Here is a 19,623-nt window from a genome sequence, read left to right as displayed (position 1 = left end):
TTGAAGACACTCAGCGGGTTAACGCCTTACGAATACATATGCAAAATCTGGACATCAGAGCCAGATCGATTCATCCTAAATCCGATCCACCAGATGCCGGGACTGAACACCTAGTCGCAAGCCGTCGGCAATGGAAGTGTTTGGCGCGTTGATTTGGCCAGAGCGGTAAATTCGCCGAAACAAACATGTTTTTCTGGGTTGAACGATAGCACCAAGACACGCGCCAAACGGTTGCGCGGGCCTGCATCACTCGCCATTTTTACATCGCAGCGTTTCAATTTTGTGGCTCAATTACAGCGGCTTGACATCAATAACGCGCCTTCGATCTCTGTACCGCGGCGAGCTTGGCCGAAAATGGGAAATCAGTGTGTTGCCGTGAATATTTCTTGCCCAAATTTCAGGCGTTGATGCAGCTTGATGCCTGTAGAACTGGGGATTTCGAACCTTTGGAGCATGGGAAACGCTCCATCCACGTCCAAGTGCATCAGCCATGAGCACAGGAGTTCAAAATCGGCGCCAACGGAACATCAGACCACGAGAACAGAAATATAGGCCCTTGGCTGTTTCAATAAGAATGTAGTCGAGCGGTATATGGATATTGCAAGCCAATACACCGAAACGAGCATCTGATCACAGTCACTCAATTAAAACGGTGGCGATTCACAACCGAATTACCAGGCTTGAATAGGGATACGTACCGCAAGTGTGGAATACAGCTGTTCGACGCGGAAACGCCTTTCCAATCAGGAACGATGTGCCGGCAGCCTTCGGTATAGCGGAAAGAACCCTGTTTCGCTGCCTGACTCACCCACGGGTTTGCTGAGCGCCTGATAGATGTTCGGATCGGCAATGATGCCGCACAGATGTGGGCTGTACGCAGTATTGGCGAAGCCGCGTTTAAAGCGATCCAACCCAGTGTTCGGCCCGGACCCTTCAGGCCTGTCCGGGACACCGCCCAGAGTGATCCGACAACCATCAATCTCATGGATCGCGCAATCGTAGACCGAATAGGCGGCCCCCACGGCATAACCTTCAGGATCCGAAGCGGCGAGGTGGCTATAGACGTTTTGCCCGGCCCGCACCCAGATATGCGCCGACACGAGGCGATCCTCGACAAAGGCACCGATGGTCGGGAAGTCCTTGGGGTGTGCCGCAAGATGTTCAAAATGTTCGCGGTCAAAGCGGTGCTGAGGCCCAAGCCCACGACGTGCGATCAGGATATCATAGAGCCGGACAAAGCCATCAAGGTGCTCTGCCAGTTCAATATGGCGCACCCCGCACAACCGCTTCGCGCGGCGAACTTCGGCGCGGTGATGCTTGGAAAACTTTGGCAAGCCGATCGCAGGGTCGATCACGTGATGCGGTTTGTAGGGGCGGTTGACATCAAAGCAATCCGGGATGTGCGTCGCCAAGGGGTCGGTGACCAGAACAAGGCTGACAGCCTTCATCGCCTGAAGCTCGCTTTGCAAGGCCTCGCGGGTGGTTTCGCGCAGATCGGGGGAAATCGGGTAGAGCCCGCTGGCGTCTTGGTGGTCGGTCCCCGGAATCCGGCGCAACCGAAGCGGCACGCCAAGGGTTTCGGACATCACGATCTGATCGCCTTGCGCGAGGCTTTGACCATAACTCAGGCGACTGTACGGATGGGTCACTGTCATAAGGCGCAGTCCTGCACAGCGGCGATCAGCCGGTCCATGTCGCGCAGATCATACCGCTGATCGCAAGACAAGGTCAGAAGCTGGCGCGACAGTTGCGCCTCGATTGCGGGCGGGGTGCCGGTGGCAAGCTTGGCCCAATGTCGCGGTGCAAAGATCCGATGGCGGGCCAGCGCGGCGCCCAGAGCGGCCGCATCCTTGACGCGTATGGGAAAGCCCAGTGGCGTCCAGTCGGGTGCCGGATCCGACCAAAGCGCAATCGCACCAAGGCTCTGGTGCAGATGGCTGTAGTTGCGCCGCCGCGCATCACTTAGGGCGCTCAGGGGTGTGGCCTGCAAAAGCCGCTGACTGCGCGCGCTCATCTCATGGTTTGAGACATCCATCGCGGCCTCGGCCCGCTGGAACGCGGCGTACCATAGCGCGTTGTTCTGATCCAAAGGATCGCGCGAGCGCAAAAGCCCGGCATGGCGCAGGCGCGCGCTGGCCGCAGGGCTTTGCGCAGGCACCGGCAATCGCCCGTCGTGATCAATCAATACACCGCCATCCGCAGCGCACATGACCTTGCGCGGGCTGAAAATGCGCAAAGGCGCCCAGGCAGGCGCAGCCGTATCGACGCATTGCGCGCAATCTTCGACCCAAGTCACGTCCGGGCGGCTTTGCGCCACTCGCCGCAGCGCCTCGGCCGGCCTGCCAAAGTGGTTCACCCCAAGCACCAGATCGCCGGGTTGCACTTTCGCGCTCAGCGACTCTGTGTCAGGGCATAGCTGCGCGTCACTTCCATAAAACCGGACATTTGGACCCGCGCCCTGCGCCATGTCGGCGCAGCAATAGGCGGGCATCCAGACATTCCGGGGCGCCAGATACCTGACCAAATAGGCAAAAGCCGAACGCGCATTGCGAAAGGTCAGAATCTGCGCCGCCCCCCTGCCCCAATGATCCCAAAGGCTGAGGCCAGGGGCTGAAGGCGCTGGGGCATCTTCTGCGAAAACGCCTCCGATGGCTTTTGAGATGTCAGATCCGGGCAAGCTGGGCATTGAAACGATAGCTGGCCGCATGCACCTGCGGCGGCAAGTCTGTATACTGACACGACAGGCCCAGGTCTGCGCATAGCTTGGACAGCACATCACGGTCCCACCATGTACCAAAGGAATCCGTTCCCGCCGCCACATAGGCCGCATGCGCGGCCCGGCGTTCCGGCGTGTCAAAGAAATTGTCCATCAGCGCCTGATCCGGCACAAACCCCAGCAGAATCTTCACGTCAGGCGTGGTGATTTTCAGCAAGGCTTCCAGCACATCGCGGCCAGTCCCGAGGGTGAAATGCTGCCAGGCGCCGTATAATAGGACATGGGTGAAAGGGGCTTCGGGACGCTGGGCCAAAGTAGCGACATCGCAGGCGTCCATCTGCAGATAGTGCAGATTTGGCGCCGCGTAGTCGGCTTGCGCCACGGCCAGCATCGCCTCGGAGATATCCACGCCGCAGGCCATCTGGACCTTCATCGCCAGAGGTTTGGTGAACAGCCCATTGCCACAACAAACGTCAAGCAGTCGATCCGAAGGCGCCGGATCAAGGATATCAGAGATCTGGTTCAACAGGGCCTGAAAGTGGTCCTCGGGGATCGGTTGGCCGTTCACCGTATGGCCAACCTGCGCCAGATGGTCGTGCGGGTCGAACCCCGGCACGCGGGCGTCATAATAGGCTTTCCAGTCCATCGGTTTGGCTCCGTCATGTGCGGGGGGCGGTTGTCTAGGCTATAGCTGGTGAAGGTCCAAAGCGCCAGCCCGGCTACCTTGTTCTGCCGATGCGAATACTAGATAGTGCGCCCGATTGGACTTTGCCCGGACAACAATACATGAAACTGGAATTCCTTCTTTGCGGCAGCCCGAACGACGGCTTCTTTTCCCAGATGGCGTTTTTCCGTTTGTGCCTTGATCGGTTGGGCGGGCCCGAGGCCGCGGCACGTCTGGTCTGCGTTTTCGGCGATCACAGCGTCGAAGAAATCCCCGCCCGCTGGCAACCCTACTTTGAGGGCATCGAGGTGCATTGGGCACACGCGGCCGGTGCCGACAATCCTCATCACGTCCTCCAACACAATATGCGCTTTGATCTGGTGGACCCGGGCGCGGACGTGTCCTTTCTGTGTGATGCAGATGTTGCGGTTTTGGCCCCGGTAAGCCAGCTGGCGCAGAGCCTGATCGACAATCCCGCGCTCGCTGGGACGATTGGGCACTATCATTTCCCGCGCGAGGGGCTGGACAAGGACCCGGCGCGCGATTGGCCACAGATTGCCCGCGCAGCACTTGGCCGGGACATTCCGCGCCCCTATCGCTATACCTTGATGCCGCCCGAAACGCCGCCAGCGGCGCCGTTCTACATCAACTTTGGGGTGTTCGCCGGACCGCCCGAATATCTGGCGCAGTTCCACGAACGCGATTTACAGATCCGGCCAAAGGTGGCCGCCATTCTGGACGATTGGTGGGCACCGCAGGTGTCGTTGTCGCTGACCTGTGCAGAGTTGGGCTTGCCGGTGCGGGCGCTGCCGATGCGCTACAACTATCCCAACGACCCCAAAGCGGACGCCTTGTACCCCGACGAAATGGCGCAGATCGCGCTGCTGCATTACCTGCGGCCGCAACAGTTCAAGCGCGAACAGGTCTTTGCCGAGGCCAACGTCTTTGATGCCTTCCTGAAAAAACCGCTGAGCGGATCGAACGCCATTTTCCAACGTTTCGTGGCCGACGTCACCGGCGGGCGCTATCCGTTTCCGGTGTGATCAAGGCGCGATATTCAAAGCCTGAACCGCGCGATACAACCTGTCCCGTGTAGCATCTTCATAGCGCCGCCCGCCCAGATCCTCAGCATACCGGCCCAGATAGGTGGCGCTGAAACGGGCATTGCTGGCGGCAAAGCGCGCCCGGATGGCGCGCGCCTCCTCCGCGCTCAGCAGAACGGCGGGCAGATCATCCGCCTCGAACTGAGCAAAGAGCCGACGGTAAAGCGCATCGCGATCCACGATCTCGATCGTGTTGAGCATCCGGGCCGTCAGCAGCGCTCGTGCCCCCAGTGAGCGATTGGCATAGGCCGTATCTGTTGATGTGTCAGAAGCCGCGCTTTCGGGATCCGGCAACCCATCGACCGGAAGGCAAGACAGGAAGCGTGCGATCACATCCCCCGCCGCGCCGTCATAGACCCGGCAATGGATGTTCCCAGCTCCAAAGCGCGCTGCCCAGCCTGCGCATTCGGCGTCATAATCTGCCCCCTCCAGTGCCGCGGCATAGGCCGCCAAAGACCGGGTTTCGCGCTTGAGCTTGACCATCTGGTTATACTCGGATTCCGCCAGCTCGTCCTGTGAGCGTACGAAAAAGATCACCTTGATCTGCGTCGCAATAGGCAAGTCCGCGAACCAGTCGCGCAGCATGTCCAGATTGGCGAGAGGGAAGTTCTCGGAACTCAGCAGGATCACAGGCGCCGCGCTGGCGCAGATTTCGGCGGCGGTCTGAGCGCGGATCCCCTCGGGATTTGCGGGCGGGATCATGTAGTCGGGCATATCGGTGATGAAGGTCTTGGCAAATTGCTGGTGCCCGAATCCGCGCCCCATATCCCCGGCCAACAGGTAATCGACCCCGGCGTGCAACAGGGTTTCGCGGCTGTCCGACAGGAACTTTTGCAAGGCCGTGGTGCCGGTCTTGCCGCGTCCGATATGAAGATAAATGGTTTTCATGGCCGTGGTGCTCAGGGCTTCGTGAAACAAGCAAAAGGCCCCGCCAAAGCGGGGCCTGTCAAGGGTGTTACCAATAGAAGTCCGGCTTAATGTTCCACGGTCAAACGAGTTTCGACGGCGGCCAGACGCTCTTCGAGCTGGGCGATGTAGATATGCGCCTTTTCCAGTTCATTCAGCATGCCGGCGACCTTCTGGGTCACGTTGAAGGGGCCTTCTTCGTCGGTCGGGCCGACATTCGGCAGATGGCGCTCCGAGAACATCATCTGAGCTTGCTCCGAAATCGTCGGCAGCGGATAATCCGCGTCGAACACCCGGTCACAGCCCGAGCCGCAGACCGACCCCGTTGTGGTCAAGTCACCGGAAAGGACCATGTTGCCGTCGCGGTCCAAACCCATCTGAACGCCCCCATCCGAGTGGGAGATCAGGAAACGATTGGGCGCGTTGTTTTCGTGGGTGAAATACCAAGACTCGGAAGTCGCGGTATTCTCCAGGGTAATGTACGACCCGCCTTGGTTCTCAAGCAGGATCATCTGGCGGACCGCTGTCCCGCCCGACCGCCTGACATGCAGCGCCGCATCCGCGGTCAGCGTCCCGACGCCGACGTCCCCATCCGTGTCGATGACCAGAGATTGGCTTGGCGCAGTTGGGCGGATCCGGAATGGCAGGGTCGACCCGTTGGTAGCATCGCGGACAAAGAAGCTGGTTTCGTTTCCGGCCACGTCCCAAACCTGTGCGGCAAAGCCGGACGAAGTGGTCTGATCCAACCGCAGCGTCGGGGTATTGCCAGTCGAGGTGTGCAAATTCACGACCGGGTTTGCTGTACCAATACCAAGACGCCCGGAGCTATCAACAACCAGTGAATTGCTTGGCGCATTGGCTTCGAGGGTAAAGATGTTGCGGTTCGCTGTTGAATCGACAACGCGGAAATATTCACCGCCACCACTGGCGTTCGAGTTGACCTCGATCCGCCAATCCTGATTTGGAAAGCTGCCAGAGGTCGAGGTGTCGTCGAAATGGATCCGCAGATTGTTTTCCTTGAGCCGCACCGTGTCCGAGCCGTAGGATTCAGTGGTCACACAATCGAAACCGACACAAAGGCTGCTGTGGATCGTGGTGTTGCTGGTGATAAGATTTTGCGCGCTGGCGGCTCCGGCCATCATACAAAAGGCGGTTGCCGTAAACAAAAAAGATTTTTTGGCGACATTGCCCATAAGCGTTCTCCCGAAAAGTCATTTGGTTTGCCAAAAGCTGGCAGGCAAAATTTGCTACAACCCCGTATACACCATCTTAACACATTTCCGAACTGAAATCGCGGATTAAGCAGGAAGGGTAGGAATATCCCTACCCTTCTTCCAATCATCCCGACTTGGCTTCCCCGCTGCCGGTTCGCTCTGACTGGCATTCTTCGTTGCATATGCCACATTCATCCAACTGGTATGATCGACCGCCTGCGGGATTTAGCGCGTCTGAACCAACTGCTCGACAAGACCGCGAAGTTCCGCGATCTGCGCATCCTGCGCAGCAATCCTGTCCTGCTGTTCCAGCGTGTACAGCGTCAGTTCTTCGACCTTCTTGAGCAAGGTCATCTGCATGTCCGTCAGATCCAGACCGTCCTTCGCGATATCGGCGGCCGAGGGCACATCGGGCAGATGGCGGTTTGCGCTCACGAACTCAGCGACTTCGGACAGCGGGCGCAGAGGATATGCGTCGGCAAAGACATAGTCAGGCACGTTCAGCGTGGTGGCGCCAGAAATGAAATTTCCGGGAATGGTGATGTCGCCATCGGCGGTCAGGGTCATCTCGGGGCCATCCGCGACACCATCGGTGATAATGAACCGGTTGGGCGACGCATTCTCGTGCACGAAGTACCAAGTTGTCCCGCTATCGGTGTTGTCCAAGGTAAAGTAGGAGCCGCCGTTGTTCGTCATGTTGAACATTTCACGAACAGCCGTTGTGCCGCTTTGTTCGATCAGGATGCGCGGATCACTTCCGACAATGTGCATACTGGCCGTGGGCAGTGACGTGCCAAGCCCGAGGCCCGAACTGGCGAGCCAGAAGGCGTTGTCCGGCACGCCCGCAGCGATGGTAAACGGTGTTGTCCCTGACGTGTCATCCTCGATCGAAAACCGATCAATCCCCCCGGAGGCCCGAGAGTTGGGATCATTGACACGCAAAGTCCAGTCGTTGTTGGGCGAGGTGGAGCTGGAGGTGTCGTTGAACTGGATCGAAAGCTGAGTGTACTGGAACCGCATTGTTTCATCGTTGGCGAAGACTTCTCCACCGGGCGCATTGGAACAGCTGTTCCCAATGCAGATACTGCCATCGATGGTAGCATCATCGGCGACCCATAGGTCCCCGTTAGGTTCGACCCCGACAGCAAGGGTGCCTGCGATGTTGACATCGGCGGGGTGGTTGGTGGTCTGAGCCAAGGCCGGAGTGGCGCAGGCCGCGGCAATCAGCACGGCAGTGGTGCGAAAAACTGACAACATAACTGGTCTCCCACGCGTCAGCCTTTCAGGGGCCTGACGCCAAAAAATGTTTTCTAAAATTACGCCCTGCCGTCCCAGCAGGCCGCTGGAAAAGGTTAATGGCGTCTCGGGCCCTGTCAATGCAATGTTTCTAGCGACCTGCTGCCAGCGTTGCCAACTGCGCCTCGAGCCGGGCAATACGGGCCTCCTGCGCGGCGTTTTCCGCGTACAACTGGGCGATATAAAGATGCGCTTTTTCCAATTCGTTCAGCATACCGGTTGTCATGGTGGAGACGTTGAAGGGGCCGTCCTCGGGGGTGGGGCCGACGTTGGGCAGATGCTTGTTGGCCCGCATCATCGCGGCCTGTTCCGGGATCGTTGGCAAGGGGTAGTCTTCGTCGAAAACCCGGTCGCAGCCCGTCACGCAAGACCCAGCGGTGAACAGCTGGCCCTGAATTTCCAGATCGCCATCGGCGCTGACCGTCAACTCTGGTCCATCATTGACCCCGTCAGCGATGATGAAACGGTTGGGCGCGGCGTTTTCGTGCACAAAATACCAGGTCGTGCCGGACTGGGTGTTGTCGAGCGTGAAGTAGGACCCGCCATTGTTCGCCATCTTGAACATCTCGCGCGCCGCCGATGGGCTACCGCTGGCGTTCTCGACCAGAACCGACGCGGTGCCGTCGACGCGGCGCACATGCAGCGCAGCCGTTGGTGCCGAAAAACCCAGACCGACATTGCCGTTCTGGCGGACCCGCAGCGCGCTCGGGGGCGCGCCGTTTTCCAGAACCATCACTGCGGTGCCTTGGGCCAGATCGGTGAAGAACAGCCCTGTGCCGCCGACATCAAGCCTCCAGTCGGCATCGGGGAAGCCGCGCATTGGGTTGCGGTGTAGCCGCATGGCGGCCAACGACCCGTCTTCAATATGCAGTGTGGTTGTCGGCGTGCTTGTTCCCAGCCCCAGCCTTCCGGTGTCGCTGACGAACAGCGAATTGGTTGGCGCGCCAGCGTCGATCCGGAACGGGATTCGGCCGGTCTCGTCATCTGATACGGCGAAATAACTTTGGCCGAACTGGTCGGGATCATTGGTGAAGATCGACCAGTCGTTGGTCGGAAAGTCGCCGTTCGGGTTCGAACCGTCGACCATTTCGATCCGGACGCGGTTGTTAGAGATCCGCACGATCGATTCCTGCACCGGCTCGGCATAGGTCTCGGTCGAGGCGCATGCCGACCCCACGCAAAGATTGCTGAGTATCGTTGTGTTTTGATTGATGAGGTTCTGCGCCGCGACGGGCGCGGCGGCGCCAAGCGCGACTGCGCCCGTCGCGGCGCAGATACGCATTAGAATGCAAGACATTGAAATTTCCTCCCCCCTGAAGTTGAAAATGAAGAATTTCCAAGAACAAAAGCATTGTACAAATCACCGTGCCGCGCGCAGGCGGGTTTGGTCCTGGTGAATGACTGGCCCGCCTTGCAAATCGCGGGGTACCAAACGCGGCTAACAGACCGCCCTATACGCATGGGGGTTGACGCGACAATAATAGATCTCAATTTCCGCCTCCCCCGAAGGCGGGTGGGAAAAGTTAACAGGACAAAGTTCCGCTCTGTCAAATATTTGCGGGCTCAGCGCCCTGCCAGCGTTTCGACCAGCGCCTCGAGCCTTGCGATGCGCGCATCCTGCTGAGCGATATAAAGATAGGCCTTTTCAAGTTCGTTCAGCATACCGCCCGTCATGGCCGTCACATTGAACGGGCCGTCCTCCGGTGTCGGACCAACGTTGGGCAGATGGCCCAGCGCGCGGATCGCCCGCATCTGCTCGGTCAGGCTTGGCAGCGGGTAGTCCTCATCGAACACCCGGTCACAGCCTGCCGCACAAGACCCGGCGGTGTAAAGCTGGCCTTGGATAACCAGATCCCCCTCGGCGCTGACCGTCATCTCGGGACCATCGTTGACCCCGTCGGTGATGATGAAGCGGTTGGGGGCGGCGTTTTCATGGACGAAATACCAAGTCGTGTTCGCATCCGAGTTGTCGAGCGTGAAATAGGATCCGCCGTTGTTGGTCATGTTGAACATCTCGCGCGACACCCCGGCATCGCTGAGGTACGAGTTTTCGACCAGTACACGAGCGGTGCCATCGTCACGCTGCACATGCAGCGGCGCGGCGGCGGAGGAGGGGCCAATCCCGATATTGCCATCGTCGAAGACCGACAGGGCATAGCTCGGCGCCCCGGCGTTGATCCGGAACGGAAAGGTGTTGGCCAACTCGTCATGCACGACAAAGCCCCCTGCGGCGAGATAAAAATCAAAGATCCGCGGCGTGACCGCCGAAGCATCCAGCTCAAGCCGGATCGTAGGGATGTTGGTGCGAACGATATGCAGATCCGCCTGCGGCAGGCTGGTGCCAAACCCGATCTTGCCGTTGTAACCCACCCAAAGGGCACTCTCCGGTGCCCCTCCTTGCACCGTGAAGGGGATATTGCCGCTCTCTCCGTCCTTGATCGAAAACCGCTCAAGCCCGCCGCTCTCGGGATCATTGACGAGCAGTTTCCAGTCGCGGTCCGGAAAGGGCGGGCTGGAGGTGTCTACAAAGGTGACCGACGGGGTCGCATCGCTCAGCTTCAGGGTGACATCACTGCCAAAGGCCTCGGCGCTGGTGCAGCCATTGCCAATGCAGGTGTTCCCGTCCAGCACGCTGACGTCCGTAACAAAGAGATCCGCCTCGGCGCTGTTGCTGTCGGAGATCGTCACCCCGCTGGTGAAGGTGTCCTGTGCGGCGGCGGGCAGGGCAAGACCAAGCGCGCAGAGGCCGCAGGCGGCGAGTCGTGTCAAATCCATCAAATCAAATCTCCCGCCACCCGCGCGGGGTCGGGCGGCTAAAATCCCTTAACAAAAACGGCCAGCCCCCCGCTGCGCCGTGAGGACAAGGTTAGGGTCAGGGCCGGACCCTGTCAAAACGCATGGGATCAGCGGGCCTCAAGCGCCTCCAGCCGCGCCTCAAGCGCGCGCAGGCGGGTCAGCTCGACCTCCTGCGCCAGGGTGTAAAGCGTCAGCTCCTCGACCTTCTTCAAGAGCGCCATCTGCATCCGGGCCATATCCAGACCCTGATCCTCGACCTCCGCCGCCGAGGGCACGTCGGGCAGGTGCCCCTGTTCGGCGATGAAGGCCGACACTTCGGAGAGCGGTTTGAGATCGTACTCCGGCTCGAACACGTAATCGGGCACATTGAGCGCGGTGGACCCCACCACGAACCCGCCCGGCACGGTCAGCACACCGTCTGCGGTCAGGCTCATCTCCGGCCCGTCGGCCACCGCGTCGGCGATGATGAAACGGTTGGGGGCGCTGTTTTCATGGGTGAAGAACCAGGTCGTGCCGGACTGGGTGTTGTCGAGGGTGAAGTACGATCCGCCGTGGTTCCTCATCGCAAACATCTCCTGCACGCCGGGGCTGCTATCTTCCAGCAGGATGCGCGCGTTGCCGTTGCTGCGGATGATATGCAGAGGCGCAGACGGGGCGCTTGTGCCAAGTCCGATGTCGCCACCGCCGGCGATACGCAGCGCATTCCCGGGCGCTCCGGGATCGACAGCAAAAGGCAAGCCTGCGGTTTCGGAATTGCGAACGAAGAAACCGGCTTCGTTGCCAATCAGCTCCCAACCTTGGTTTCCAAACCCGCCGAGTTGCTGCAGCATGATCGCAGGGCTGTCGCCACTGACCACATGAAAATCAGCCTGCGGCAAGGTCGTGCCCAAACCGATCCTGCCGTCAGCGGCGATCCAGAGTGAATTTTCCGGAGCGCCGCTTTCGATCGTAAAGGGGGCCGTCGGAAAACTTCCAGACCCCTCGCGGATCGCAAAGGAATCGATTGACCCGGCGTTGATGGAGATGTCCCAGTCCGGACCGTTCCCGGAGAACTCGATTCCGGGGGTTGTATCTTTGACCAGCAAGGGCGCATCGGGCAAAGGCCCGAGGCTGTTGCAACCACTGCCGATACAGGCCCCGCCTTTCATGGCCGCGGCAAAGCTGCTGGTGGCTTCGAGCGTTCCGTTGATCTGGACTGGCCCGTCGAGCGTGGTCGTCGCATTCGCGGCAACGCTGAGCGGGCCTCGGACGTCGAGGCCACCTGAGGCCTGAACTGTTATTTGGCCCAATGCCGTCATGCCGCCAATAAATGTGCTTGACCCGGTTACGGTGAGTTCGAAACTGTTCAATTGGTTCTGGACCGACGAATTCAAGAGCGTGGCGTTACCAGTCACCGTTGCGTCGCCCGTGATTAACAGCCCTGTCCCTTGCAGCGTCTGCGCCGATACTACGGAAGGGGGCAGCAGCGGTGCGGCCAAAAGCAAGAACAGGCCTGTGGCGGTGTTTGCGCGTATCGAAATTGGCGACTGTATCATCGGGTCTTTCCTTATGTCTTGAAGTCCAGTGTCCAGAGCGGCGGCTCTGGTTTATGCCCAACAGCGCGCGGGGCTGCGCTTTGGTCGGGATCGAGTGGAATCGTCCATGGTTCAGGGGCGAGCAGGAGCTTGCTCAAGCAGCGCCTCAAGCGCAGCAAGGCGCGTTTCCATCGCTACGGTCCTGCCAAGTTGCGCAGCCAGTTGCCTGGTCTGGGCTTTCTGCTCGGCAAGTTCTTGGTGCAACCGGGCGATATATAGATGGGCCTTTTCCAGCTCGTTCAGCATCCCGCCTGTCATCGCGGTGATGTTGAACGGGCCGTTTTCAGGGGTGGGGCCCACGTTGGGCAGGTGTTTGAGGTCGCGCATCATGGCCGCCTGCTCGGCAATCGTCGGCAGCGGATAGTCGGCATCGAAGACCCGGTCGCAGCCCGCCGCGCAGGACCCAGCGGTGTAAAGCTGGCCTTGGATTTCCAGATCACCCTCGGCGCTGATCGTCATTTCGGGGCCGTCCGCGACACCGTCGGTGATAATGAAGCGATTCGGCGAGGCGTTTTCGTGCACGAAGAACCAGGTCGTGCCTGCACCGGTGTTGTCGAAGGTGAAGTAGGACCCGCCGTTGCTGGAGAGCTTGAACATCTCGCGCGCCACGCCCGGATCGCCACCGGTGTTTTCCACCAGAACGCTCGCACTGCCGTCGGCGCGGGTCACGTGCAGCGGGACGGCCGGTGTGGGGGTGCCGACCCCGACACTCCCCGCGTCGTCGATGTTGAGAGTGTTCGAAGGCGCACCACGTTCGATCCGGAACGGCGTGGTCCCGGCGGTCACGTCGGCCAAGCTGAACCCGGTCTGGCCGATCACCCGCCAGATCTGCGGCGGCACCAGTCCGTTGCCGGTCTGCTCGAACCGCAGGCTGGGACCGAAGGGGCCGACCATGTGCAGCCGGTCCTGCGGCAGCATGGTACCAAGGCCGATGCCGCCACCATTGTCGATCCACAAGGCGTTCTCGGGTGCGCCGCCCTCAACGCTGAAGGGGACGGTGTCGGCATCCAAGTCCTCGATGGAAAACCGCTCGAACCCGCCGTTGAAATTGTCATTGACCCGCAGCCGCCAGTCGCGCCCGGGTACAAAGCCGGTACCGGGCGGCTGATTGTTGCGAAATTCGGCCCAGGCCTCGGGGACACCATATACCAACAGTGGCACGGTCGTATTCAACGGCACATTCTTCCCGCATTGCAGACCAAGGCAGGCATTGCCGAAACTCGCGCTGTCCCGGACATAAAGGTCCGCAACACTGATGTTGCCATCTCGAATTTCGACGCCGTTGGAAAAGACATCCTGCGCCGAAGCGGGCGCGGCGGCAAGAAGAGCGGTCAGAATTGGAGCGCAAAACGCGGTCAGGCTTCGGTGCATGGGCAGGCTCCTGCAAACAGGGCGCCTGCAGGGAACCGGGGGGCTGGCGCGAAAATAAACTATCTCAAATCCCGCCTCCCCCGAAGGCGGCTGGCAAAAGTTAACAAGACAAAGTCCTGCTCTGTCAAATGATTGAGGCCTCAGCGCGCCGCTAGCGCTTCGACCAGCGCCTCGAGCCGCGCAATACGGGCGTTAAAGCGCGCCTCTTGGCGGGCGTTTTCTGCGTGCAGCTGCGCGATATAAAGATGTGCCTTTTCCAACTCGTTCAGCATACCGCCCGTCATGGCGGTAATGTTGAAAGGGCCGTCTTCGGGGGTCGGGCCAACATTCGGCAGATGGTGCAATGTGCGCATCATCGCCGCCTGCTCGGCAATCGTCGGCAGTGGATAGTCGGCATCAAACACCCGGTCACAGCCTGCCGAACAGGAGCCGGCCGAGAAAAGCTGGCCCTGAATGACCAGATCACCATCGGCGCTCACGGTCATCTCGGGGCCGTCGGCGACACCATCGGTGATGATAAAGCGGTTGGGCGCGCTGTTTTCATGCACGAAGAACCACGTTGTGCCGGACTGGGTGTTGTCCAAGGTAAAATATGCCCCCCCGTTGTTCTTCATCGCGAACATTTCACGCACCGCCGAGGGAGAGCCTGCGGTATTCTCGACCAGAACACTGGCGCTGCCATCGCCGCGCTGCACATGCAGGGCTGTTTGCGGCAGATCGGTGCCTAGACCGATGTTGTTGGTGCCTGCATCCACCGCGAAATTTACCCCGGCATCATCCCCCTTGATGACAAAATCCACGTCTTGATCGCCCCCGTTCACCACAACCCCTGCAGAGGTCAGCGCAAACCCCATAGCCAAAGCACCAGCCTGAATTTCAAACGGCACAAGGCCCGAGCCGATGTTCGACACATAAAGCCCAGTGTCATCCACCCCAAGGTCAAAGGTCTGCGCGGCATTCCCCCCAGATGTGTCCTGTTGCAGCCGGATCGTCGCCGCGCTGCCGTCCTGCACGTGGATATCCCCCTGCGGCAGCGATGTACCAAGCCCCATTTGCCCGGTTCCATCCACATAAAGCGCATTGGCGGGGGCATTTGCATCGACACGGAACACCTGCGTGTCGGTATCCACATTGCGAATGGCAAAGTAGTTTTCGCCGTTTTGAAAAATGTCGTTGATGGTCAGTTCCCAATCGGTCGTCGGAAACCCGGCATTGGTCGAGATATCCTCGAACAGCAGGCGAGTGTCGAACTGCTTGACCTTGAGACCGGTGGAATCGGGAAAGGCCTCACTGTTTGTGCAGCCGCTCCCAACGCAAAGACTGCCATCAACGCTGTAATCGCCGGTCAGAACGGTCTGCGCCGGGCACAAGGTCGCGCTCAGCAGGACCGGAACAAGCGCAAATACGAATGCGCGTGCAGGACACAAGGAAAGATATGACATAGTGACTGTCCTTGGTTAATGTTGGGTTGATGCGGCACACGATGCGCAGAAATGCCTCTAAGGTACAGCAGATTACCGGACAGGTTCGTGTGACGTTTCATGTGTTGATCACTCAACGCCCGGAGAAGCGGCAGCCGCAACTGGTTGTAGGGGCTTCGTTTGCCGGGAAAAACAATTGAAACTGCATCTGTCATGGCTTGCGTTTTGCTCCGGGACTGATACATATGCAATTAATAGAATATTAAATTCCTTACGGCTCAGCGAGGTCACCATGCGCCCATTCGGCCTTACCCTTGTTTTTTTGATTTCCGGGACCGCGCTGTTCAGCCCGCCCGCTTTTGCCGAAACCCTTACCGTGACCGCGCAAAGCATCACGGAATGGAAACCAGTCTACGCCGAGGTCGAGACCCGCGATCGTGTGCCGGCCCGGGCGCGGATCGGCGGAACCATTTCCGAACTGCTGGTCAGCGAAGGCGATACCGTCGAGGCCGGACAGCGCGTGGCGCTTGTCGAGGACAGCAAGCTGTTCCTCAGCATCGAAGGCATCGACGCGAACCTGAAGTCCCTCGGAACACAGATGGAACAGGCGCAAGCCGATCTGGAACGCGGCCAATCGCTTTCGGAACGCGGGGTGATTTCCAACCAGCGGCTGGAAACCCTGCAAACCGCCGTCAGCGTTCTGCAAGGTCAAATTTCAGGGCTTGAGGCCGAACGCCACATCGTCTCGCGCCAGATCGAAGAAGGCGGCGTGCTGGCGCCCGAGGCGGGCGTGGTGCTTTTGGTGCCCGTGGCCAAGGGGGCTGTGGTCATGCCCGGCGAACAGGTTGCCCTGATCGGCGCCGGGGGCGTTTTCCTGCGGCTCGCTGTCCCGGAACGCTATGCTGACGCGCTGCACGAAGGCGATCCTATCGAGATTGCCCAAGGCGGCACCAAGGCGATGGGCCGGTTGGCCAAGATCTACCCCCTGATCCAGGGCGGCCGCGTGCAGGCCGATGTCGAAGTCGAAGGCCTGGGACAAACCTTTGTCGGTCGCCGTGTTCAATTGCGCCTACCGGTTGGCGCGCGACAAGCGCTGCTTGTTCCGCCGGACGCGCTGCTACATCGCGGCGGGCTGGATTTTGTCTCAGTGGAAACCGAAGGCACAAGCATGGAGCGCGTCGTGGTTCCCGGCGACGAAGTAACCTTTGAAGGCGCGCCTTACATTGAAATACTCAGCGGCCTGTCCGCCGGTGACAAGGTGACGCTGAACCATGAGTGACGCACAAGAACCCTCGGGCGCACTGGGGATCGCCGGACGGCTGACCCGCGCCTTCATCCTTTCGCCTCTCAGCCCGCTTTTCCTGATGGCCGCGATTGCCATGGGGCTGATCGCGCTCATGTCCCTGCCGCGCGAGGAAGAACCGCAGATTTCCGTGCCTTTGGTGGATATCCACGTCGAGACAGCGGGCCTCAAGGCGCAGGATGGGCTCAAGCTGGTGACCGAACCGCTTGAGACCATCGTCAAGGGCATCGACAACGTCGAGCACGTCTATTCCGACAGCCGCGACGACCATGTGATGGTGACGGCGCGCTTTCAGGTGGGGATCCCCGCCGATACCGCTATCCTGCGCGTGCGCGACAAGATCATGGCCAATCTTGACCGCATTCCGGTTGGCATTCCCGAACCGCTGGTCGTCGGGCGCGGCATCAACGATGTGGCAATTGTCGCCCTGACCTTTGCCCCGGCGGAAGGCAATGACCAGATGACCGCCGCCGATCTGACCCGCATCGTGCGCGAGGTCGAGGCCCGATTAACCCGCATCGACGACGTTGGCCTGACCTATGTCATCGGCGCCACCGACGAGGCGCTTCGCATCGCGCCAGACCCCGACAAGCTGGCGCTTTACGGCATCACCTTGCAGCAGGTTGCGGGCAAGGTGCAGGGCGCGAACTCTGCCGCACCTGCGGGCCTGTTGCGTGACGGAGGCGAGCAGATCGGCCTTGTCATCGGCAAGACCCTGACCACCCCCGAAGAGATCGGCAACCTTGAACTGACCGCTCGTGACGGGCGCACCGTCTATCTGCGCGACGTGGCCAAAGTGGGCTTTGTCACTGATCTCGACGAAGAGCACGTCGCCACCCTGACCCGCGCCGGGGCCGGCGAAGAGGCAGCCATCGACCCCGAGGCCGAGGTCATCCGCCGCCCGGCCGTGACCCTTGCCATCGCCAAGCGCGCCGGCGCCAATGCGGTGATCGTGGCCGAGGAAATCCTGCACCGGACCGAAGCGCTGCGCGGCACGATCATCCCGGAAAGCGTCGATATCGAGGTCACCCGCGACTACGGTGAGACCGCCGATGAAAAGGCCAACGAACTGCTGTTCCACCTTGGCCTAGCCACGGTGTCGATCGTCGCGCTGGTGCTGTTCGCCATCGGCTGGCGCGAAGCCATCGTGGTTGCCATCGTCATCCCGGTGACCATCCTTCTGACGCTCTTTGCCTCGTATATCATGGGGTACACGCTGAACCGGGTATCGCTGTTCGCGCTGATCTTTTCCATTGGGATCCTTGTCGATGACGCCATCGTGGTGATCGAGAACATCGCCCGCCATTGGGGCATGAAACGCCCGGGCCGCGACCGCGTGCAGGGTGCCATCGAAGCCGTGGCCGAGGTCGGCAACCCCACCATCGTCGCCACGCTGACCGTCGTGGTCGCCCTTTTGCCGATGCTCTTTGTCTCGGGGCTGATGGGGCCGTATATGTCGCCGATCCCGGCGAATGCCTCGGCGGCGATGATCTTTTCCTTTTTCGTCGCGGTGATGATCACCCCTTGGCTGATGATCAAGATCGCTGGCCGCGCGGACCTGCATCACGAGGAAGAAGGCCACGGCGTGCCCGGTGGTCGTCTGGGCAGGATGTATGCGGCGCTCGCCCGTCCGCTCTTGAAAAGCAAGGCCGTTGCGTCGCTGTTCCTGATCGCCGTGGTCGTTTTGTCCTTTGGCTCGCTTGGCGCGCTTTATACCAAGGACGTGACGGTAAAACTTCTGCCCTTCGACAACAAATCGGAACTGGCGGTGATGCTGGACCTGCCCGAAGGCGCTTCGGTCGAGGCGACGGATGCCTTGGCCCAAGAGGCCGCGCGCTTGGCGATGCGGCTGCCCGAAGTCGTCTCGGCCCAGACCCACGCGGGCACGGCCGCCGCCTTCAATTTTAACGGACTGGTGCGGCACTACTATCTGCGCCAAAACCCGGAGATGGGCGAAGTGCAGTTGAAACTGTTGCCCAAGACGGATCGCGAACGCACCTCGCACCAGATCGCGCTGGAACTGCGCGCGATGCTGCGCGACCAGATCACCGTTCCGCCGGGCACCTCGATGAAAGTGGTCGAGCCGCCCCCCGGCCCACCGGTCATCGCCACGCTGCTAGCCGAGATTTACGGCCCTGATGCCCAGACCCGCCGCATGGTCGCCGGAAAGGTGCGCGAGGCTTACGAGAACGTCGATTTCATTGTCGACACCGACGACAACTTTGGCACGCAAGCGCGGCGCCTGAGGGCCGAGATGAAGACCTCGGACCTGAACTTTTACCGGGTAAACGAAGCAGATGCGGCGCAAACCCTGCAACTTTTGAACGGCTATACCACGGTCGGTTATTCGCATCGCGGCGAGGGCCGCCGCCCGATCCCGATCGTCATGGGGCGCGACCGTTCCGACCGGGTGATGGATGCCACTGCGTTGTCGACACCGGTTCCGGCCAACGCCCTGCCCGGTGGACGCGGCGTCGTCGAATTGGGTGACGTTGTGTCGATCAGTCAGGAGCTGACCTCCTACCCGATCTTCCGCCACAATGGTGCCGAGGCCGCGATGGTCATGGGCGAAATGGCTGGCGCTTATGAAGCCCCCCTGTATGGCATGCTCGCCGTGGCCGACGAGCTGGATCAGATGGATTGGCCCGAAGGCACCAAGCCCGAGATATCGCTACACGGCCAACCCGCCGAAACCGACCACCCCGTCCTGCTCTGGGATGGCGAGTGGGAGGTGACATGGGTCACATTCCGCGACATGGGCGCTGCCTTTGGCGTGGCCCTGATCGGGATATATATCCTTGTGGTGGCGCAGTTCGGATCGTTCCGCTTGCCGCTGGTAATCCTGACGCCGGTGCCGCTGACCTTCCTTGGGATCATGGCGGGGCATTGGCTGTTTCAAGCGCCCTTCTCGGCGACCTCGATGATCGGCTTTATCGCGCTGGCTGGGATCATTGTGCGAAACTCGATCCTGCTTGTGGATTTCATCCGCCACGCAGACCCGGACGGCAAGGTGACGCTCGACATCCTGATCGAGGCTGGCGCGACCCGCTTCAAACCGATCCTGCTGACAGCGGTGGCGGCGATGATCGGCGCGGTGGTGATCCTTGCCGACCCGATCTTTCAGGGGTTGGCGATCTCGCTGCTGTTCGGGCTGCTGTCGTCAACCGCGCTGACGGTTCTGGTGATCCCGGCGATCTACCGCATCTTCAAGATGTAACCTGCTCAGGGCGGTTCTGCGCAATCGCCCTGAGTTATACCC

At 60.4% G+C, this 19,623-nt stretch carries 14 protein-coding genes and 1 pseudogene; 4 read left to right on the top strand and 11 right to left on the bottom strand.

From position 1 onward, the window contains the following. A pseudogene (locus ACOYQJ_RS16005) lies at window positions 1-114 on the top strand (IS481 family transposase); the annotation flags it as partial. A gap of 629 nt (window positions 115-743) precedes the next feature. Here the strand turns inward: ACOYQJ_RS16005 and ACOYQJ_RS16000 are convergent. The 3 genes from ACOYQJ_RS16000 to ACOYQJ_RS15990 form a co-directional block, all read right to left on the bottom strand. Beyond that, window positions 744-1,655, bottom strand: a complete 912-nt coding sequence (locus ACOYQJ_RS16000) for a GNAT family N-acetyltransferase (protein ID WP_422907044.1) — start codon at window positions 1,653-1,655, stop codon at window positions 744-746. After that, window positions 1,652-2,491 (bottom strand): aspartate aminotransferase family protein, encoded by an 840-nt coding sequence (locus ACOYQJ_RS15995; protein ID WP_422907043.1) that lies wholly within the window; start codon window positions 2,489-2,491, stop codon window positions 1,652-1,654. Before ACOYQJ_RS15995 ends, ACOYQJ_RS16000 begins: the two co-directional genes overlap by 4 nt. Before the next feature lie 172 nt (window positions 2,492-2,663). Beyond that, window positions 2,664-3,362 (bottom strand): class I SAM-dependent methyltransferase, encoded by a 699-nt coding sequence (locus tag ACOYQJ_RS15990; RefSeq protein WP_422907042.1) that lies wholly within the window; start codon window positions 3,360-3,362, stop codon window positions 2,664-2,666. A 140-nt stretch (window positions 3,363-3,502) separates the two neighbouring features. On the opposite strand from ACOYQJ_RS15990, the gene ACOYQJ_RS15985 reads away from it, so the two are divergent. Next, window positions 3,503-4,423, top strand: a complete 921-nt coding sequence (locus ACOYQJ_RS15985; RefSeq protein ID WP_422907041.1) for a hypothetical protein — start codon at window positions 3,503-3,505, stop codon at window positions 4,421-4,423. Here the strand turns inward: ACOYQJ_RS15985 and ACOYQJ_RS15980 are convergent, their stop codons facing one another. From ACOYQJ_RS15980 to ACOYQJ_RS15945, 8 genes are all read right to left on the bottom strand, one after another. Beyond that, window positions 4,424-5,371 carry a hypothetical protein gene (locus tag ACOYQJ_RS15980; protein WP_422907040.1) on the bottom strand — a complete coding sequence of 316 codons (948 nt, stop codon included), beginning with the start codon at window positions 5,369-5,371 and terminating at the stop codon, window positions 4,424-4,426. An 86-nt stretch (window positions 5,372-5,457) separates the two neighbouring features. Further along, window positions 5,458-6,447, bottom strand: coding sequence for a hypothetical protein (locus ACOYQJ_RS15975; protein WP_422907039.1), 990 nt, complete (start codon window positions 6,445-6,447; stop codon window positions 5,458-5,460). A gap of 381 nt (window positions 6,448-6,828) precedes the next feature. After that, on the bottom strand, window positions 6,829-7,860 hold the full coding sequence (locus ACOYQJ_RS15970; protein WP_422907038.1) for a hypothetical protein: 1,032 nt from the start codon (window positions 7,858-7,860) through the stop codon (window positions 6,829-6,831). 130 nt (window positions 7,861-7,990) lie between these two features. After that, window positions 7,991-9,196 carry a hypothetical protein gene (locus ACOYQJ_RS15965; protein ID WP_422907037.1) on the bottom strand — a complete coding sequence of 402 codons (1,206 nt, stop codon included), beginning with the start codon at window positions 9,194-9,196 and terminating at the stop codon, window positions 7,991-7,993. Between the two features lie 266 nt (window positions 9,197-9,462). Next, a complete protein-coding gene (locus ACOYQJ_RS15960; protein WP_422907036.1) occupies window positions 9,463-10,674 on the bottom strand; it encodes a hypothetical protein in 1,212 nt (403 codons plus the stop codon). Window positions 10,675-10,802: 128 nt separating this feature from the next. After that, window positions 10,803-12,230 carry a hypothetical protein gene (locus ACOYQJ_RS15955; protein WP_422907035.1) on the bottom strand — a complete coding sequence of 476 codons (1,428 nt, stop codon included), beginning with the start codon at window positions 12,228-12,230 and terminating at the stop codon, window positions 10,803-10,805. A 111-nt stretch (window positions 12,231-12,341) separates the two neighbouring features. Beyond that, entirely contained in the window at window positions 12,342-13,640 is a 1,299-nt protein-coding gene (locus ACOYQJ_RS15950; protein WP_422907034.1) for a hypothetical protein, read from the bottom strand. 140 nt (window positions 13,641-13,780) lie between these two features. Next, window positions 13,781-15,082, bottom strand: coding sequence for a hypothetical protein (locus ACOYQJ_RS15945; RefSeq protein ID WP_422907033.1), 1,302 nt, complete (start codon window positions 15,080-15,082; stop codon window positions 13,781-13,783). 271 nt (window positions 15,083-15,353) lie between these two features. On the opposite strand from ACOYQJ_RS15945, the gene ACOYQJ_RS15940 reads away from it, so the two are divergent. Together ACOYQJ_RS15940 and ACOYQJ_RS15935 are read left to right on the top strand one after the other, a co-directional pair. Further along, window positions 15,354-16,340 (top strand): efflux RND transporter periplasmic adaptor subunit, encoded by a 987-nt coding sequence (locus ACOYQJ_RS15940; protein ID WP_422907032.1) that lies wholly within the window; start codon window positions 15,354-15,356, stop codon window positions 16,338-16,340. After that, window positions 16,333-19,581, top strand: a complete 3,249-nt coding sequence (locus tag ACOYQJ_RS15935; protein ID WP_422907031.1) for an efflux RND transporter permease subunit — start codon at window positions 16,333-16,335, stop codon at window positions 19,579-19,581. The genes ACOYQJ_RS15940 and ACOYQJ_RS15935 overlap by 8 nt, the downstream gene beginning before the upstream one ends. Window positions 19,582-19,623 lie beyond the last annotated feature (42 nt).

Origin of the sequence: Pacificoceanicola algae, assembly GCF_049341065.1 — a bacterium.
Taxonomy (GTDB): domain Bacteria; phylum Pseudomonadota; class Alphaproteobacteria; order Rhodobacterales; family Rhodobacteraceae; genus Pacificoceanicola.
This window is presented reverse-complemented; position numbering and strand designations above follow the sequence as displayed.

What these genes read in the sequence shown, in the direction of transcription:
- ACOYQJ_RS15950 (WP_422907034.1), bottom strand. Translation starts at nt 13,640, where the DNA reads ATGCACCGAAGCCTGACCGCGTTTTGCGCTCCAATTCTGACCGCTCTT.
- ACOYQJ_RS15990 (WP_422907042.1), bottom strand. Translation starts at nt 3,362, where the DNA reads ATGGACTGGAAAGCCTATTATGACGCCCGCGTGCCGGGGTTCGACCCG.
- ACOYQJ_RS15980 (WP_422907040.1), bottom strand. Translation starts at nt 5,371, where the DNA reads ATGAAAACCATTTATCTTCATATCGGACGCGGCAAGACCGGCACCACG.
- ACOYQJ_RS16000 (WP_422907044.1), bottom strand. Translation starts at nt 1,655, where the DNA reads ATGACAGTGACCCATCCGTACAGTCGCCTGAGTTATGGTCAAAGCCTC.
- ACOYQJ_RS15935 (WP_422907031.1), top strand. Translation starts at nt 16,333, where the DNA reads ATGAGTGACGCACAAGAACCCTCGGGCGCACTGGGGATCGCCGGACGG.
- ACOYQJ_RS15985 (WP_422907041.1), top strand. Translation starts at nt 3,503, where the DNA reads ATGAAACTGGAATTCCTTCTTTGCGGCAGCCCGAACGACGGCTTCTTT.
- ACOYQJ_RS15995 (WP_422907043.1), bottom strand. Translation starts at nt 2,491, where the DNA reads ATGCCCGCCTATTGCTGCGCCGACATGGCGCAGGGCGCGGGTCCAAAT.
- ACOYQJ_RS15960 (WP_422907036.1), bottom strand. Translation starts at nt 10,674, where the DNA reads ATGGATTTGACACGACTCGCCGCCTGCGGCCTCTGCGCGCTTGGTCTT.
- ACOYQJ_RS15940 (WP_422907032.1), top strand. Translation starts at nt 15,354, where the DNA reads ATGCGCCCATTCGGCCTTACCCTTGTTTTTTTGATTTCCGGGACCGCG.
- ACOYQJ_RS15955 (WP_422907035.1), bottom strand. Translation starts at nt 12,230, where the DNA reads ATGATACAGTCGCCAATTTCGATACGCGCAAACACCGCCACAGGCCTG.
- ACOYQJ_RS15965 (WP_422907037.1), bottom strand. Translation starts at nt 9,196, where the DNA reads ATGTCTTGCATTCTAATGCGTATCTGCGCCGCGACGGGCGCAGTCGCG.
- ACOYQJ_RS15945 (WP_422907033.1), bottom strand. Translation starts at nt 15,082, where the DNA reads ATGTCATATCTTTCCTTGTGTCCTGCACGCGCATTCGTATTTGCGCTT.
- ACOYQJ_RS15970 (WP_422907038.1), bottom strand. Translation starts at nt 7,860, where the DNA reads ATGTTGTCAGTTTTTCGCACCACTGCCGTGCTGATTGCCGCGGCCTGC.